At 48.3% G+C, this 15,151-nt stretch carries 12 protein-coding genes; 1 reads left to right on the forward strand and 11 read right to left on the reverse strand.

The genetic code is table 11. The annotated features are described in order from the left end of the window. Positions 1-271: 271 nt before the first annotated feature. The 3 genes from mdh to citZ form a co-directional block, all read right to left on the reverse strand. Positions 272-1,210 carry a malate dehydrogenase gene (gene mdh / locus HP570_RS09010; RefSeq protein ID WP_012685117.1) on the reverse strand — a complete coding sequence of 313 codons (939 nt, stop codon included), beginning with the start codon at positions 1,208-1,210 and terminating at the stop codon, positions 272-274. A gap of 52 nt (positions 1,211-1,262) precedes the next feature. Next, positions 1,263-2,546, reverse strand: coding sequence for an NADP-dependent isocitrate dehydrogenase (gene icd, locus HP570_RS09015; RefSeq protein ID WP_012685116.1), 1,284 nt, complete (start codon positions 2,544-2,546; stop codon positions 1,263-1,265). A gap of 153 nt (positions 2,547-2,699) precedes the next feature. After that, positions 2,700-3,812 (reverse strand): citrate synthase, encoded by a 1,113-nt coding sequence (gene citZ, locus HP570_RS09020; RefSeq protein ID WP_012685115.1) that lies wholly within the window; start codon positions 3,810-3,812, stop codon positions 2,700-2,702. 424 nt (positions 3,813-4,236) lie between these two features. On the opposite strand from citZ, the gene ytvI reads away from it, so the two are divergent. Then, positions 4,237-5,367 carry a sporulation integral membrane protein YtvI gene (gene ytvI, locus HP570_RS09025; protein ID WP_173625510.1) on the forward strand — a complete coding sequence of 377 codons (1,131 nt, stop codon included), beginning with the start codon at positions 4,237-4,239 and terminating at the stop codon, positions 5,365-5,367. A 76-nt stretch (positions 5,368-5,443) separates the two neighbouring features. Here the strand turns inward: ytvI and HP570_RS09030 are convergent, their stop codons facing one another. The 8 genes from HP570_RS09030 to HP570_RS09065 all read right to left on the reverse strand — a co-directional run bounded on the left by HP570_RS09030 (position 5,444) and on the right by HP570_RS09065 (position 15,147). Then, positions 5,444-5,839 carry an FxsA family protein gene (locus HP570_RS09030; protein ID WP_012685113.1) on the reverse strand — a complete coding sequence of 132 codons (396 nt, stop codon included), beginning with the start codon at positions 5,837-5,839 and terminating at the stop codon, positions 5,444-5,446. Between the two features lie 2 nt (positions 5,840-5,841). Then, the gene (locus HP570_RS09035; protein ID WP_173625511.1) at positions 5,842-6,273 is read right to left on the reverse strand and encodes an acyl-CoA thioesterase; all 432 of its coding nucleotides are present in this window, start codon (positions 6,271-6,273) and stop codon (positions 5,842-5,844) included. 1,123 nt (positions 6,274-7,396) lie between these two features. Next, a complete protein-coding gene (gene nrdJ / locus HP570_RS09040) occupies positions 7,397-9,658 on the reverse strand; it encodes a ribonucleoside-triphosphate reductase, adenosylcobalamin-dependent (RefSeq protein WP_173625512.1) in 2,262 nt (753 codons plus the stop codon). Positions 9,659-10,101: 443 nt separating this feature from the next. Further along, positions 10,102-11,856 (reverse strand): pyruvate kinase, encoded by a 1,755-nt coding sequence (gene pyk, locus HP570_RS09045; RefSeq protein ID WP_012685110.1) that lies wholly within the window; start codon positions 11,854-11,856, stop codon positions 10,102-10,104. A gap of 40 nt (positions 11,857-11,896) precedes the next feature. After that, positions 11,897-12,856 carry a 6-phosphofructokinase gene (gene pfkA / locus HP570_RS09050; RefSeq protein WP_012685109.1) on the reverse strand — a complete coding sequence of 320 codons (960 nt, stop codon included), beginning with the start codon at positions 12,854-12,856 and terminating at the stop codon, positions 11,897-11,899. Between the two features lie 221 nt (positions 12,857-13,077). Then, positions 13,078-14,034 (reverse strand): acetyl-CoA carboxylase carboxyltransferase subunit alpha, encoded by a 957-nt coding sequence (locus HP570_RS09055; RefSeq protein ID WP_173625513.1) that lies wholly within the window; start codon positions 14,032-14,034, stop codon positions 13,078-13,080. Further along, complete coding sequence (accD, locus tag HP570_RS09060; RefSeq protein WP_173625514.1) at positions 14,001-14,945, reverse strand: acetyl-CoA carboxylase, carboxyltransferase subunit beta; 945 nt, start codon at positions 14,943-14,945, stop codon at positions 14,001-14,003. The genes HP570_RS09055 and accD overlap by 34 nt, the downstream gene beginning before the upstream one ends. A 19-nt stretch (positions 14,946-14,964) precedes the next feature. After that, a complete protein-coding gene (locus HP570_RS09065) occupies positions 14,965-15,147 on the reverse strand; it encodes a hypothetical protein (RefSeq protein WP_012685106.1) in 183 nt (60 codons plus the stop codon). Positions 15,148-15,151 lie beyond the last annotated feature (4 nt).

Below are 15,151 nucleotides of genomic sequence, written 5' to 3' on the forward strand. Positions count from 1 at the left end.
CTACGTGGAAGAAGCGAATTTCCAGTCCAAGCGCCTCTGGAGCCCAGCTCAGCTCCGGAATAAATGGCGGGGAATTTCAGCTTCACTTATGAAATCCTCCCTCGAAACTTCTACGCTTGAAGCGCTCCCGCCATTTATTCCGGGGCGGACAGTCATACCCCTTGCGGGGCGTAGGCCGAAGCGTAGACTAGAAATTCGCTTCTTCCACCACCACAGCAACTTTAATAAAAAAGACGCCTTCCCAAAGAAAGGCGTCTTACATGTATTAATCTTATTTCAAAACAGCCATTACGCTGCGAACGGAGTCAGCAGATTTGTCGAGAGCTGCTTTCTCTTCGGCAGTCAGATCCAATTCGATTACTTTCTCGATCCCGTTTGTGCCGAGCAGAGTCGGTACTCCCAGGTAGAGATCATTGTAGCCGTATTCTCCTTGCAGAAGAGCGATGGATGGCAGAATGCGTTTTTTGTCCTTGAGGATGGCTTCAGCCATTTGTACCAAGGAAGCCGCAGGTGCGTAGTAAGCGGAACCGTTCCCCAGAAGGTTTACGATCTCGCCGCCGCCCTTGCGGGTACGCTCTACGATCGCATCCAGACGGTCTTTCGGGATTAATTTTTCCAATGGAATACCACCAGCATAAGAGTAGCGAACCAAAGGAACCATGTCATCACCGTGACCACCCAGAACGAAGCCTGTTACGTCTTCTACAGATACGTTCAACTCCATAGCCACGAAGGTACGGAAACGAGCTGTGTCCAGAACGCCGGATTGACCAATTACACGCTCTTTCGGGAAGCCGGACGTTTTGAAGAAGGTGTACGTCATCGCGTCAACTGGGTTGGACAGTACGAGCACGATAGAGTTAGGTGCATATGTTTTTACTTGCTCTGCAACAGATTTCATAATGCCAGCATTCGTGTTAACCAAGTCATCGCGGGACATGCCAGGCTTGCGGGCAATACCAGCTGTGATGATGACGAGATCAGCATCTTTGATGTCTTCATAGTTCGCAGTACCTGTGATGCTTGCATCAAAGCCTAATACTGGCGCGGATTCCATCATGTCGAGCGCTTTACCTTTTGTTGGGTTTTCCAGTTGCGGAATGTCAACCAATACGATGTCGCCCAGTTCTTTTTGCCCCAAAATGAATGCAGTTGTTGCACCAGTGAAGCCACTACCGATAACAGCGATTTTTTTACGGTTGAATGCCATGAACTATTCCCCTCCAAAAATGTAAGTGTAAAAATTTGTACCCAAATCTATCTTACATGTTTTGAATCAGAGCGTCAGCAAACTCGGAGCATTTCAGTTCTTTTGCGCCTTCCATCAGACGAGCGAAATCGTATGTTACTGTTTTCGCAGAGATGGTTTTTTCCATGGAGTTGATGATCAGATCAGCTGCTTCGTTCCAGCCCAGGTGACGCAGCATCATTTCTCCGGACAGGATCACGGAGGATGGGTTTACTTTGTCCAGACCAGCGTATTTCGGAGCTGTACCATGAGTTGCTTCGAAGATCGCATGACCAGTCAGGTAGTTGATGTTTGCACCTGGAGCGATACCGATACCGCCTACTTGTGCAGCCAATGCATCAGATACATAGTCACCGTTCAGGTTGAGTGTTGCTACTACGTCGTACTCAGCTGGACGAGTCAGGATTTGTTGCAGGAACGCGTCAGCGATAACATCTTTCACGATGATTTTGCCAGCTGCTTCTGCTTCTTTTTGTGCTTTGTCAGCGTCGCCGCCTTCAGCTTTGATGCGATCGTATTGTGCCCAAGTGAATACTTTGTCGCCGAATTCTGCTTCAGCTACTGCATATCCCCAAGTTTTGAAAGCACCTTCCGTGAACTTCATGATGTTACCTTTGTGTACGAGGGTAACGGATTTGCGGTTGTTCTCGATCGCATAGTTGATCGCTGCACGAACCAGACGCTCTGTACCATCTTTGGAAACAGGCTTGATACCGATACCAGAAGTTTCTGGGAAGCGGATTTTCTTCACGCCCATTTCGTTTTGCAGGAAGTCGATTACTTTTTTCACTTCTGGAGTACCTTCAGCCCACTCTACGCCAGCGTAGATGTCTTCAGTGTTCTCACGGAAGATTACCATGTCAGTCAATTCAGGATGTTTCACTGGGGATGGAACACCATCGAAGTATTGAACAGGACGTACGCAAGCATACAGATCCAGCTCTTGACGCAGTGCTACGTTGATAGAACGGATACCACCGCCTACTGGCGTAGTCAAAGGACCTTTGATTGCGATCAGGTATTCACGAACAGCAGTCAGCGTATCTTCTGGCAGCCACTCGCTGTATTGGTTGAAGGATTTTTCACCTGCGAATACTTCGAACCAAGCGATTTTTTTCTCGCCCTTGTAAGCTTTTTCTACAGCTGCATCCAGAACGCGAACAGAAGCTTTCCAAATGTCAGGGCCAGTACCGTCACCCTCGATGAAAGGAATGACTGGATTGTTTGGAACTACCAGTTTACCGTTATCCACAGTAATTTTTTCGCCTACAGTTGGTTGCGTTAGGTTTTTAAACACAAAAAATCCCTCCAGTGTTATATATATTTGGTGATTATGAATATTTCCAGACGTAGGAGAACTACCACTCACTTGTGGTAGTTCTCAAGCTTGCGCTCAGGAGCGATCAGCCTGGCTGACCACCTGCCCTCCACGCTCGAAAATAGCGAGTTCTTAGCGGCGGTCAATTGGAACGTAGTGTTGGTTGACCGGACCGGTGTAATCCGCGCGAGGACGGATCAGGCGATTATTTTCATACTGTTCCATGATGTGTGCTGTCCAACCGGACATACGGCTGATAGCAAAAATCGGTGTGAACAGGTCCGTTTCGAGGCCGAGCGAAATGTAAACAGATGCGGAGTAGAAGTCAACGTTTGGCTTCAATCCTTTTTCACCGGAAATCATTTCATCGATCTTCACAGACATCTCAAACAGCTCAGGGCGACCGATTTGCGCGGTCAGTGCTTTGGACATTTCTTTCAGCCATTTCGCACGTGGGTCACCATCTTTGTATACACGGTGTCCGAAGCCCATGATTTTTTCCTTGTTATCCAGCTTGGTGCGGATGTAGGATTCTACATTAGCCATACCGCCGATTTCGTTCAGCATTTTCGCTACTGCTTCATTAGCGCCACCATGCAGAGGGCCTTTGAGCGTACCAATTGCAGACACGATACCGGAATAAATATCAGTCAGAGTTGCAACAGTTACGCGAGCAGAGAATGTAGATGCGTTAAACTCATGGTCAGCATGCAGGATCAGAGCAACGTCAAACGCTTTTACTGCTGTTTCTGTTGGCTCCTGGCCTGTGAGCATGTAGAGGAAGTTTTGTGCAATCGTGAAATCTGCACGTGGAGCTACTGGCTCCAAACCTTTACGCATACGCTCGTAAGCAGCGATCAAGGTAGGAGTTTGTGCCATCAGACGGATCGATTTCCGATAGTTGGCTTCTGGAGACATATCTTGCGCTTCTGTGTCGTAGAGCGCTAACGAAGAGACAGCTGTGCGCAACGCCGCCATTGGGTGTACACCTTTTGGATAGTGGCGAACGCTTTCCAGCACTTCTTTGGCCACTGCTGCATTTTCACCCAATTGTTTTTTCAAAGCGTCCAGCTGATCACGCTTCGGTAACGCTCCATGCCAGAGCAAATATACAACCTCTTCAAAAGTTGCATGTTCTGCCAGCTCATCGATGTTGATCCCGCCATAACAAAGAACCCCATCGACGATCGAACAGATAGATGATTGAGCGGCAACAACGCCTTCAAGTCCACGAGTAGTTGTCATAGAACTCCCTCTCCTTTTCCACTCAAGTAGTAGTGCTTATCTAGTCTTCGCTTGTCCGCCATGACTGATAAACGGCCTGATCAAGTTCAAAATAGACGACTTTTTGAATATCCTATCTATGAAATTGTAAGCAGCGGTTTCTTTCATCCACCACTCTTGACAGGGAATGTATCCACGCAAATCCTCACAAGGTCGTACATGAAAATGACGCTCGTGTAAGGGGAGAGGCGAGAGAAAAGAATCCACTAAGACGACCCAATTATAAAAGATTATTGCGATTTTGTGAATAAGGTTAGCGAAAAAATGTTTCGAAGGGTGAAACGGAGTTTTGTTTTTTCGCGTTCTTGCTCCACCTATGAGGCATGCTGCATAATAGAAACATCAGTATTATGTTCGCACCTTCGCGGCGGAAAGGAGAAATCGTTTGAATCAGGAAAACTGGGTAGAGCGCCTCTTTCAAATCATTCGCTTGTTATGGGTCTGCCTGCTTGTCTATGTAGGGATTTGGGTATTCCAACACGCAACACCTTTACTGTACCCATTTATAATCGCTTTACTCATTGCGCTCATCATCAACAAGCCCGTTACGTTTATGACCAGTAAGTTCCGGATTCCCCGCTGGCTTTCGGTCATTATCGCGCTCTTGGTTTTGATACTGCTCGCTGGCGGAGTGGCCACACTGATCATCACGGAAACGGTCGTGGAAATCGGAGAGCTGGCCAAGCGTTTGCCAGTCGTTGCACAGGAGCTGGCCCATTATTTGCAAACTACAATTTCTCAAGACTTTTTAATGGGACTGTACAATCAGATTCAGTGGTTTTATGCTCAGCTTGATCAAGGATACCAAGAGAAGCTCGCCAGTACGGTAGGCAGTGCAATCTCGACCATCACGAATGTCGGGCAGAACTTGATCGTCAAATTCCTGGATGGATTGAAAAACCTGCTTCTCTCACTCCCTAATATGGCAACAGTTTCCGTTATTTCCATCATGGGAGCCTTCTTTATCTCTAAAGATTTTGCCCTTTGGGAAGCGCGGGCTCGTCGTCTTTTGCCAACTGGGGTAAACAGCCGTCTCGATCAAATTTTCATCGATTTGCGCAATGCCTTGTTCGGATTCGTCAAGGCGCAATTGACTCTCATCTCCTTAACCGCTGCCATCGTCATCATTGGCCTGTTGGTCATGCGTGTCGAGTACGCGATTACGATTGGCTTGATCACGGGCTTGGTCGATCTCTTGCCTTATCTTGGGACAGGGACCGTCTTTGTTCCTTGGATCATCTACATGTTTTTCAAGGGCAATTACACGATGGTCATTGGCTTATCCATTTTGTACGGGGTCGTCTTGATTTTCCGTCAAATTATCGAACCAAAAGTCGTTGCGGAAAACGTCGGGCTCGACCCGCTCCTCACGCTAGTCGCGCTGTTTGTTGGTCTCCAGCTATTCGGATTCCTGGGCTTGATCATTGGACCTGTTTCACTCGTCATGATCAACGCTTTGGTAAAAGCCAACGTCTTCGTAGATGTATGGGGCTACATCCGTGGGAGGAAAACCTGACCTCATGTAAAAAGAACCGCTTGCGAGCAGCTTGTACGTAGCTCGGAGCGGTTCTTTTTCATAAAGAATATTTGTATTAGCGTCGGAAAAACAATTGAACACGACCAGACGAGATAAGGTTCCACAGCCAGCGCTTTAATAGATGACGAATGATCATCCGTGTGTACGGAATGAGGAAGACCAGTCCAATCACATCCGTGACGAATCCAGGCAACAAGAGCAAAATGCCACCGATCAGGATCAAGACACCATCGATGAGCGAATCTGTAGGCATTTGGCCACGCGACAACTGGTGTTGGACCATGCGGAATACTTGCATCCCCTGCTGCTTCGCAAGCCAAGCTCCCAAGATCCCCGTGAGAATGACCAGCACGACTGTATTCCAGCCGCCGATCCACGATCCAATGGTAATAAGCCCCCAAAGCTCTAAACCAAACGCAACGACAAATAGAATGGCAAAAAAGCGGAACATGCCTATTCCCCTCCTTTATGTTGGGAGTCCAACCAATCATAGATGTCAGGTACCGCTCGCGACAAGCGAATCGGCTTCAAAGCTGTGTTGGTAAATACATGCATCGTCTCACCTAACACCAACAGCTGTTGGTCAGGCAATCTAACAATCTCGTAAGTAAATGTGAGACGGACAGGACTTATTTCTTTTACGCGTGTCCGTATTTCTACCTCGTCGTCATAGCGAGCGGGCTGTTTGTAAGAGATGTTCGCATCTGTGACAGGCAGAAGTACGCCTTTTTCCTCGAGCTCACGATAGGTGATTCCCGCATGGCGAATCAGTTCTGTTCTTCCTACTTCAAACCAGTTCAAATAATTCGTATGGTAGACCACACCCATTTGATCGGTTTCGCCATAGCGGACACGCAATCGATGGGAATGAATAAACGGAGTCATTTTGGATCGCTCCTTTCTCTATAGGATGATTGTACCATAGTACACCTATGTGGCTGTAGTGGTGGGGAGGAAACAGGAGAAAACGCTCAGATTCTAGGTCCACCCGCTGTGGGATTGACTGTCCGGCTCCATGAAAAAAAGCGAAACCCGCGTCCAAAGTGGTCCTTTCAGGGGGTGTCTCAGAGGTGGACGCTAAAAGCTTGTTTCTCTTTTTTTCATTGCGCCTCGGGCGGTGTCCCTAAGATCTTCGCTTTTTTCTCCTGTTTCCTCTACGAGCTTTCCGTTTTTAAACGGGCTTTTAAAGATTTAAAAGAATGGAGAAATGTCCTCAGTCACGACAGAGAAGAATATTTCCAGACGTAGCGACTTGTGGAGTCATACCGAGTGGAGAAGGGATGAGCGGGCAACAGAAACGCAACCGTGCCCACGCGGGTAGCGGCTACCACTTTTGCGTTTCCCCGCGAATACCTTCGGAGTGGGCAGTCCCAGCCCCCAGCAGGACGGAGCCTGGAGCCTAGACTGGAAATATTCTTCTCTCCACCATAGCACATACATAAGAACCTCAAGTTGTTGCTTTAGTGCTGGGGAGGAAACAGGAGAAAACGCTTAGCTTCTAGGGCCACCCACTGGGGGATTGACTGCACGACTCCATGCAAAAAGCGAAACCGCGTCCAAAGTGGTCCTTTCAGGATGCGTCTCAGAAGTGGACGCTTAAGGGCGTGTTTCGCTTTTTGCATTGCGTCTCGGTCGGTGTCCCTAAGATCTTCGCTGTTTTCTCCTGTTTCCTCTACGAGCTTTCCCTGTTAGACCGGACTTAAATGCCTTAAAAGATTGAAGAATCATATCTGTCACGACAGAGAAGAATATTTCCAGACGTAGCGACTTGTGGAGTCCTACCAAGCGGAGAAGGGATGAGCGGGCAACAGAAACGCAACCGTGTCCACGCGGCGTAGCGGCTACCACTTTTGCGTTTCCCCGCGAATCCCTTCGGAGCGGACAGTCCCAGCCCTCAGTAGGACGGAGCCTGGAGCCTAGACTGGAAATATTCTTCTCTCCCCTACAGCCACATAAAAAAACAGAGGCAGACTGATTTTCTCAGTCTGCCTCTTATTATTCAGATCGCTTAACGAATCGGGCAAGCCCCGCCTTCGCAAGATTCAGCCGTAGACAGATCAGCCTCGCCGCCAGTTTCATACTGCTGCAAAATCGCAGGATCAAACGGCTTCATGGACTGCTTCAATGCCTCGTACTGTTCTTTGGTGCACTCTTCATATGGAGCCAATTGGTAGTTTCCGCCATCCAATTGCAAGAAGGATACACCTACAAAATTATCCCAGTTATCGTAAACGATGTCTTCTACTTCTGCCCACTCTTCCTTGCGTACCGTAATGGTGTTCGAAGAGTTATGCTCCGTATATTCTTTCTGGAATCGGAAGTACGTATCGAATTGGCGCTTTGCACTTACTTCGTTCTTCGTTTCTTCTGCGCCTGATGCTACAGGGAAATCGATTACGAGTGTACGTGCATTTGCCATGCGCTCTTCATACGTTTCGCCTGGTGTTCCTACCTCTGGGTTGACTGTCCAGCCAAGATTTTGTACCGCTTTTGCCAATGGATCCTCAGCATTGATACGAATGCGGCGGATGTAGTACGGCGAATGGGACCAGTGCAGACCGCTGGAGACACCACCAGCTACCTGAGACAGCGTACCTTCCGGCTTCACAGTCGTTACCAAGAGTGGAGAGTTCACACGCAGCTCATACGCATAACGGTTCGCCTCGTCACGAGCAGCATCGCCCAGCTGACGCAGCAGTTCGAGCTCTTGCTCTTCTGTATAGCCAAGGGATGCCAGCGCATCCTTCACACCAGTAAGGGAAGTCCCGAGCAAACGGTCACGCTGTTGAACGGTATCCCAATGCGGCAGCTCCAACGTTACCAGCGTCATGCGCAGTCCAGCGCGAGCAGATTTTCGTTGTGCTTCCAGCAAGCCATCGAGATCCAGATACTTGGAACCATCCCCGCGATCCTTCACGAATTCAACCAGATTGACTGTCGTCAGGTTGCAGACGCCATAAGAATCGAGCAGGATTTCTGCACAAGGGTTCAAGCCCTCTGCATTTGGACGACGACGGTTTGCTTCTTCCAGGTTGATGAAGCCTGGTTCGCCTTCCAATTGCATCAAGGTGAACACGAGGTTCAAGAATGGTTTGGTTGGTTGTTGGGTAAAAGCGATGGAGTTGTTGGACATGCGGCGGTGATCCAGCCCAACGCGTCCGTCCCCTACATTTTGGATGCTGTCAAACCATACAGGCTTGTGCTCTCCCAACAGCTCACCTACACGACGGTGATGGTTCAGCTGATCCTCCGTCCAGAAGCCATTGATGCCGTATTTTGCAAGCATGCACTCGTAGTCATCGTGATCAAACAGGAAAATTTCCGCTGTACGGCGCACGCCACCTACGACGACGTTTGCTCCGATGAGGTTTCCAATGTCGAGGATATGTATGGGACGGATTTTACCGTATCCTTTTTCATCACTCTCGATTGGTGCCAAATGCTGGTCGATTTGGTTTTTCAACACTTTATCGATTCCTTCAAACATTTCACGAAGCGGCTCATGACCACTAGCCGTACCGCCAAAGCGCTTCAGTCGCTCGCCTTTCGGACGCACGCTGTTATAAGAGATTTTCACGGTGTGAATGTGTTCGTAAGTGGAATCTGTCAAAATTTGCAGGTAGAGACGGAGGGATTCTACCCAGCCTTCTTTACTATCGCCCACATAAATTTTGGCAAAGCCGTTATCCAGTACATTCAGTTCAGAACGCTCCAGGCGCTGATGCTTTGGCAGCGGTCTGTATTCAGAAGAAAGCAGCGAAACATTCGTGCGAATCGGACCCAATCCAGCAGCCATTTCCTTCGTACATTTGAAGCCTACGCCAGTTCCTACCAGGAGAAGGTAGAACAAATCGCCCAAGTCATCCCAAGACTTGATGTTCAGGAAGGAGCAGTTGAAGTTTGCCAACGGATACAAATCCGCTACACCATTGTCTGCTCCACCAACCCACAAGGTACGGCCAGACAAAAACTGACGAAGGTTGAACATGTTGTCAAACAAGCCTTCTGCCTCTTTTTCCATTGCGCGGGAATCGGCGTTCATTCCGATTTTGTTCAAATGCTGATAAGCCAGCTTAATATTGTAATCCACCGAGCGGCGGCAAGTTTCTTTCCACGTTTCCCGTCTTCCTTTTTCCGGCACAAAGCGAGAATAAGTACGGTAGTAAACAAATTGTCCCAGAGGACTCATATGGTTCGGAAAATCAGGGTATTGATCTAAGAATTCATCCCGCAAAAATTGAGTTCGGGATACGGTTTCGGTCGCCAGCATATCGTTCCTCCTTCAAATCTTTCCTCTCTAGTTTAACTATCTTTATCTGTAAAACTCAATAGTTTTACCTATATATTGTGCGAAATAATTTTCGACAATACTAGATGTTGTGTTTACCCTAAAAAAAACACTTGACACAAAATCCCGAACATTGGACGTACTAAAGGGCAGTTCTATGTTCAGCCTTTTCCTAGCAACGAGCGCTACAACATCCATTCTGGCATGATTTGGAAACCCCGAACGTATGGATTTCATCCGTTCTGACACAAAGCCACCGACCGATTTTAACAGATTCCCACTCGCTTTGCATCACCTAATAATCACCGTTATCTGGTAAAACCTATCAGGTAGTTCGTCGGCTAATCCTTTTTACACCAAGCCAAAAAGGGTGACCCTTTGGTCACCCTTCAGAGGTACTCTCCATTAAAGATGAGTAGTTTTACCTACAGAATCCGTGCGTGTCCTGAGTAAATATGCCCGCGCTCGGAATCCACTGTAACGATTTGTCCATCCTTCAATACATCCGTAGCAAATTGCACTCCTACGATGACTGGAACGCCGAGATTCAGGCCTACGATAGCTGCGTGAGAGGTAAGTCCGCCCTCTTCGCAAATTACCGCTCCTGCCTTGCCAAACGCTTCGATCATATCGGAGTCCGTACCGATGGTTACCAGGATTGCTCCTTCTTCTACCTTTGCCAGTGCCTCTTCAGCTGATCTAGCAATCACTACCTTGTTTGTGACAACTTTTCGGCCGATACCTTGTCCTTTTGCTACCACATCGCCAATGACGTGGATTTTCATCAGGTTCGTTGTCCCAACTTCACGCACAGGCACGCCTGCTGTGATCACAACGAGATCGCCATGACGAACGAAGCCTGCATCAAGCGCCTCTTGAACAGACATCTCCAGCATTTCATCGGTTGTATTCGCCATTTCGCCCTTCACTGGATACACGCCATTTACGAGTGCAAGACGGCGAATAATCGCTTCATGCGGTGTTACAGCCACGATTGGTGCTTTCGGACGGAACTTTGATACCATGCGAGCAGTGTGTCCGCTTTCGGTCGCTGTAATAATTGCTGCAGCGTCCAGATCCAATGCTGCATTGGATACAGCTTGGCTGATCGCATCCGTAATCGTCACTTGTTTAAGCTGTGCTTGTGCATACAAGATTTCACGATAATTCAGCTCTTGCTCTGCACGTACAGCGATCCGCACCATGGTCTCGACAGACTCAACCGGATATTTACCGGCAGCCGTCTCTCCGGAGAGCATGATTGCGTCTGTCCCATCGAAAATGGCGTTCGCAACGTCACTTGCTTCCGCACGTGTTGGACGTGGGTTGCGCTGCATAGAATCAAGCATTTGTGTTGCCGTAATGACTGGCTTCGCGAGTTCGTTACATTTTTTGATCAGCTTCTTTTGAACAAGCGGTACTTCTTCTGCCGGAATCTCTACGCCCAAATCACCACGCGCAACCATGATTCCATCTGTTACTACCAGAATATCGTCTACGTTATCGACGCCTTCCTGGTTTTCAATTTTCGCGATAATATCGATACGCACGTTATGGCGCTCCAGAATTTGGCGAATCTCCAAGATATCCGATGCTTTTCGGACGAAGGAAGCCGCGATGAAATCGACTCCTTGTTCAATACCGAATTCGATATCCTGCGCATCCTTTTCTGTGATACCTGGCAAGTTGATTTTAACACCAGGAACATTAACGCCTTTTTTGCTCTTCAGTGTTCCACCGTTTTTGATCAAGCAGATGATTTCGGTGCCACGCACTTCTTGTACAGTCAACCCGATCAAGCCGTCGTCGATCAAGATCGTATCGTCGATTTTCACATCACGTGGCAATTCCGGATACGTAATGGAGACGCGCTCTGCGGTACCCGCTACTTCCTCCGTGGTGAGGATCAGCGTATTTCCTTCTACGAGCTCGACTGCATCTACTGCCAGCGTACCCGTGCGAATTTCAGGACCTTTTGTATCCAACAGGATTGCAACGGGTTTCCCGGTTTCTTTTGATGCCTGACGAATGTTTACGATTCGCGCCGCATGCTCCTCGTGGGAACCGTGCGAGAAATTCAAACGCGCTACGTTCATTCCTGCTTCAATTAGTTTCTTCAGCGTTTCAACCGATTCACTCGCTGGTCCGATGGTACATACAATTTTTGCTTTCCTTAACATAGGATGTAGGCCTCCTCGACACTCGTAAAAACTGTCAGTTTTATATAGATAGCGTGCGCGCCAATTGATAAATGGATAAATCCAATTGATGCTTTTTCGCCAATGCTTCCTGAAAATCAACATCAACGATCTGGTTGTTTTGAACCCCAACCATTCGGTCCTGCTTGCCTTCCAGCAACAAATCGACAGCTGCGGCACCCATTCGGCTCGCCAGCATTCGGTCCATCGCAGTAGGGGAACCACCACGTTGAATATGACCCAGTACCGTCACACGAGTCTCCCAGCCTGTCTCTTTCGTGATCGCTTCGGCGTAAGAAGCGGCACTTCCTACCCCTTCCGCCACAATGATGATGGAATGCTTTTTACCACGGCGTTGTCCAGCATGCAAACGTTCAATAATGTCGTCCATATCCTGCGACGCTTCTGGGATCATAATGGACTCAGCACCAGCTGCAAGCCCTGCCCACAATGCCAGATCGCCAGCATCTCGCCCCATTACTTCAATAATGTACGTGCGTTCATGCGAGGTGGCCGTATCGCGGATTTTATCGATCGCTTCCACTACGGTATTCAATGCCGTATCAAACCCGATCGTGAAATCGGTGCATGGAATATCATTATCAATCGTACCTGGTACGCCAATAGTCGGGAAACCTTTTTCGGTTAGCTTCTGTGCACCGCGAAACGATCCGTCTCCCCCAATGACAATCAGACCCTCAATTTCATGAGCACGTAATTGTTCCACCGCTCTTTGCTGTCCGGCTTCCGTCTTGAACGCCTCACTGCGAGCGGAGTAGAGAATGGTTCCTCCCCGTTGGATAATATCCCCAACAGAGCCTAGAGACATCTCCTTGATATCTCCCCTCATCAGCCCTTCGTATCCGTGGTAAACCCCAAACATTTGTACCTCGTGAAAATGAGCACGACGTACAGCCGCACGGACGGCGGCATTCATTCCAGGAGAATCTCCACCGCTAGTGAGAACTGCAAGTTTCCGCATGGAATCCACCTCTCCAATCGTATCGTCTTTAGCATGTCATTTAACGGAAACAGTATGTACCATACTTTGTATGAAACATGCTGTATCACTCAAATCCTCATATCTGTTATACACTCAAAAGATATGTGCCATACTTTTTGAAAGCTCTGATAACTCTTTCATTCGACTTCGATTGTAGCAGATTTTCCTCAGAGAAAAAAGAAAAAAACGCCCCCTGTTTCTTACAGGGAGGCGAATTGTCCGATCTGTTTAAACTTCTCGTAACGTTCCTGTATCAATTCATCTGGAGTTAAACGGCCCAGCTGTTCTAGTTGTTCCGCGATGACCGCCTTGACCATTCCTGCCTGCGCGATCAAATCACGATGGGCTCCTCCGAATGGTTCATCAATAATTCCGTCAATGACTCCTAATTCCAACAAATCAGGTGCCGTAATTTTCATCGTCTCCGCTGCACGCATACCCAAGCTGGAATCTCTCCAGAGAATCGCTGCTGCACTCTCTGGTGCAATCACGGAGTAATAGGAATTCTCCAACATATAGATACGGTTACCTACGCTGATCGCCAAGGCTCCACCGCTTCCGCCTTCCCCGATGACGATACAAATAATTGGCACGCCAAATGTCGCCATTTCACGCAGATTGCGGGCAATCGCTTCGCTCTGACCGCGCTCTTCTGCCGCTTTTCCAGGATATGCCCCTGATGTATTAATAAAGCAGATGATCGGGCGACCGAATTTATCCGCCTGCTGCATAATGCGCAATGCCTTCCGGTAGCCTTCAGGATGAGCCATCCCGAAATTACGCTTGATGTTGTCTTTTGTGTCTTTCCCTTTTTGGTGACCGATGACCGTAACCGTACGTCCATCCAGCTTGGCAATTCCACCCACAATCGAATGGTCGTCTCCGAACAGACGGTCTCCATGAACCTCGATAAAATCAGTAAAAAGTAGTTGTATATAGTCCAAAGTCGTTGGCCGTTCCGGATGACGAGCCAGCTGTACGCGTTGCCATGGAGTCAAATTGCCGTAGATTTGCGCAGCAAGCTCTTTTGATTTTTGTTCAAGACGCTGTACTTCTTCAGAGAAATCAATTCCCTTTTCTTCAGTAAAACGGCGCAATTCCTTAATCTTATCTTGTAATTCTACTAATGGCTTTTCAAAGGAGAGCTCGCCTGCCATGTTTCTACTCCTTCCCGAGACGTGTGCATCTCTACCAGTTTGGACAGCGTATTTCGCATGTCCTTACGGTGTACCACCATATCGAGCTGCCCGTTTTTTAACAAGAATTCCGCTGTTTGGAAGTCTTTTGGCAACTCCTGACGGATCGTTTGCTCAATGACTCGACGCCCAGCAAAACCGATCATAGCACCTGGTTCTGCAATATTGTAATCTCCCAACGAAGAAAAGCTGGCTGATACCCCACCATATGTAGGATTCGTCATGACCGAGACAAACAGTAAGCGTTCGCGATCCAATCGAGACAACGCTGCGCTGGTTTTCGCCATTTGCATCAGGCTCAATACGCCCTCTTGCATGCGTGCTCCACCAGATGCACTAAACAGAATGAAAGGCAAACGCCGTTCGATCGCTTGCTCAATTGCACGCGTGATTTTTTCCCCGACGACCGAGCCCATGCTCGCCATACGGAAACGAGAATCCATGACCCCAATCACAATGCGGTTCCCACCTAGGAAACCTTCGCCTGTAATGATCGCCTCGTTCAAATTGGTGTTGGCCATATCTTGCTCCAGTTTTTCCAAATAACCAGGAAAACCGAGTGGATTGGCTGTTATCAAATTGGCATCAAATTCTTCTTTCAGAACCCCATCATCCAGAAGCGCTTGCAGGCGCTCAGGAGCGGACATGGAATAATGGAACTGGCAGCCTTTGCAGACGCGCAAGTTCTTCTCCAAATCCTTCGAGTAGTGAATCGTCCCACAATGTGGGCATTTATTCATCAATCCCTCAGGGACTTCCTTTTCTTTCGTACCCGCTTCCTTGCTCATGTCGGTGGAAGCAGGGACACGTGCTAGTGTCTCAGAAGGAACTGTAGCGAATTTGCGCTTTTTCCCAAAAAGATCTTTAAGCACAGGTAACCCACCTTTCTCTTCAGTGAAGGATCGTGCCGAGTACATCCCGGACTTCGTTTAGTTCGCTCTCAGGCACGAGAATCTCGTATTGCTTGGAGACCTTGCCTTCGCGAATTTTTACCAAAAATCCTTCATCTGTCAAACGTTGCTGTATCCGTTCTGCAATTCTAGCGCTAGGAGCGATGTAGATGACCGTCCACATGCTG

It is taken from the genome of Brevibacillus sp. RS1.1 (assembly GCF_013284365.1).
Taxonomy (GTDB): Bacteria; Bacillota; Bacilli; order Brevibacillales; family Brevibacillaceae; genus Brevibacillus; species Brevibacillus brevis_D.

Bases quoted from the DNA above. Each gene is read 5' to 3' on its own strand.
- mdh (WP_012685117.1), bottom strand. From the start codon at position 1,210: ATGGCATTCAACCGTAAAAAAATCGCTGTTATCGGTAGTGGCTTCACT.
- citZ (WP_012685115.1), bottom strand. From the start codon at position 3,812: ATGACAACTACTCGTGGACTTGAAGGCGTTGTTGCCGCTCAATCATCT.
- HP570_RS09030 (WP_012685113.1), bottom strand. From the start codon at position 5,839: ATGTTCCGCTTTTTTGCCATTCTATTTGTCGTTGCGTTTGGTTTAGAG.
- HP570_RS09035 (WP_173625511.1), bottom strand. From the start codon at position 6,273: ATGACTCCGTTTATTCATTCCCATCGATTGCGTGTCCGCTATGGCGAA.
- nrdJ (WP_173625512.1), bottom strand. From the start codon at position 9,658: ATGCTGGCGACCGAAACCGTATCCCGAACTCAATTTTTGCGGGATGAA.
- pyk (WP_012685110.1), bottom strand. From the start codon at position 11,856: ATGTTAAGGAAAGCAAAAATTGTATGTACCATCGGACCAGCGAGTGAA.
- pfkA (WP_012685109.1), bottom strand. From the start codon at position 12,856: ATGCGGAAACTTGCAGTTCTCACTAGCGGTGGAGATTCTCCTGGAATG.
- HP570_RS09055 (WP_173625513.1), bottom strand. From the start codon at position 14,034: ATGGCAGGCGAGCTCTCCTTTGAAAAGCCATTAGTAGAATTACAAGAT.
- HP570_RS09065 (WP_012685106.1), bottom strand. From the start codon at position 15,147: ATGTGGACGGTCATCTACATCGCTCCTAGCGCTAGAATTGCAGAACGG.